The following is a 1,359-nucleotide window of genomic DNA, read 5'->3' on the forward strand; positions in this document are numbered from 1 at the left end:
CAGGGCGGCGCTGGCCGAGCTGACCGCGCCCACTTCCAGGCTGACGCTGCCGGCGATGATGTCGACCGCGGTCAGGGTGTACTCGAAGCGCTGGGTGCCACCGTCGGCGACGACCGCGATACGGTCGCCCACGGCCACGTTGGACGGATCGAACGCCACCAGCAGGTGGGTGCCATCGAGCTGGATCGAGGTCGGCGCGCGCGAGGCGGTAGTGTCCAGGACCACGTTCTGCTCCATGACGAAGCCGGTCTTGCCGTCCGCGCCCATGACGCGGGTCTGGATGTTCCAGCTGTCACTATGGCCGTGGCGGTCCTGGGCCGCCCAGTCGGTGCCGTTGACCAGCGCGTCGTACCAGGTCTCGCCACCGTCGGTGGAAACCTGCAGGGTCTGGCCGGCGGCCAGCTCGGCACTCAGTACGCCGTACATCAGGCGGCCGATGCTGCCGTTGTCGGTGACGAAGTCCTGGCCGTCGTGGCCGGAGTCCTTGCCCATGTGGGACAGACGGGCCACCTGGATCGGGCCGTTGCCGGTGTAGACGATCACCTCGAACGGCTCGGAAGGCGCACTGCTGCCAGCAGCATTCATGGCCACGGTGGTGAAGTTGTACACGCCATCGGCGAGATCGCTCCCCGGCGTGAAGCTCCAGTTACCCTGGTCGTCGGCCTGCGCGCGGTCGATCTCGACGCCATTGCCGTAGATGACGATGGTGGCGAACGGCTCGCTGGTGCCGGAGAGCTGCGGACGATTGTCGTCGGTCACGTCGCCGGAGAGCAGGTCGCCGGTCTTGGCGCCGACGTTGTCGTACACGGACTTGATGACTGGCTGCGCCGGCGGAATGCTGTCGATATCCAGGTCGATCACCAGGTCGAAGGCGGACGGCTCGGAAACGTTGCCGGCTTTGTCGATGGCCTGCACGGTGAGGCTGTGCGCGCCTTCGGCCAGTTCGTCGACAGTGATGGACCAGGTGCCGTCTTCAACGACCTGGCGGCCGACTTCCACGCCGTTGGCATAGATGACGACGGTCGAGCCGATTTCGGCCGTGCCGGACAGGGTCGGTTGCTGGTCGTCGGTGGCATCGCCGGAGGCCAGTTCGCCGGTCTTGGCGCCGAAATCGTCGAACACGCTGTTGATCACCGGGGCGTCGGGCGCCTGGGTGTCGACGGTGATGACCCACTCATCGGAAGGTTCGGACTGGTTGCCGGCTGGGTCCTGGATGATCACGGTGATGCTGTGGTCGCCGTCGCTCAGCTCTTCCGGAGTGAACTCCCAAGTGCCACCCTCGCCAATTTCGATTTCCTCGAGTTTCTCGCCGTTATCGAAAATGATGATGGTGTCGCCCGGGTTGCCCTTGCCCTTGAG

Annotated in this window: 1 protein-coding gene; it reads right to left on the minus strand. The window is 65.6% G+C overall.

Translation table 11 applies throughout. From position 1 onward, the window contains the following. A partial coding sequence (locus tag CHC02_RS29775) for an Ig-like domain-containing protein (protein WP_244906828.1) occupies positions 1-1,359 on the minus strand: 1,359 nt, incomplete at both ends.

It is taken from the genome of Pseudomonas delhiensis, assembly GCF_900187975.1.
GTDB lineage: Bacteria > Pseudomonadota > Gammaproteobacteria > Pseudomonadales > Pseudomonadaceae > Pseudomonas > Pseudomonas delhiensis.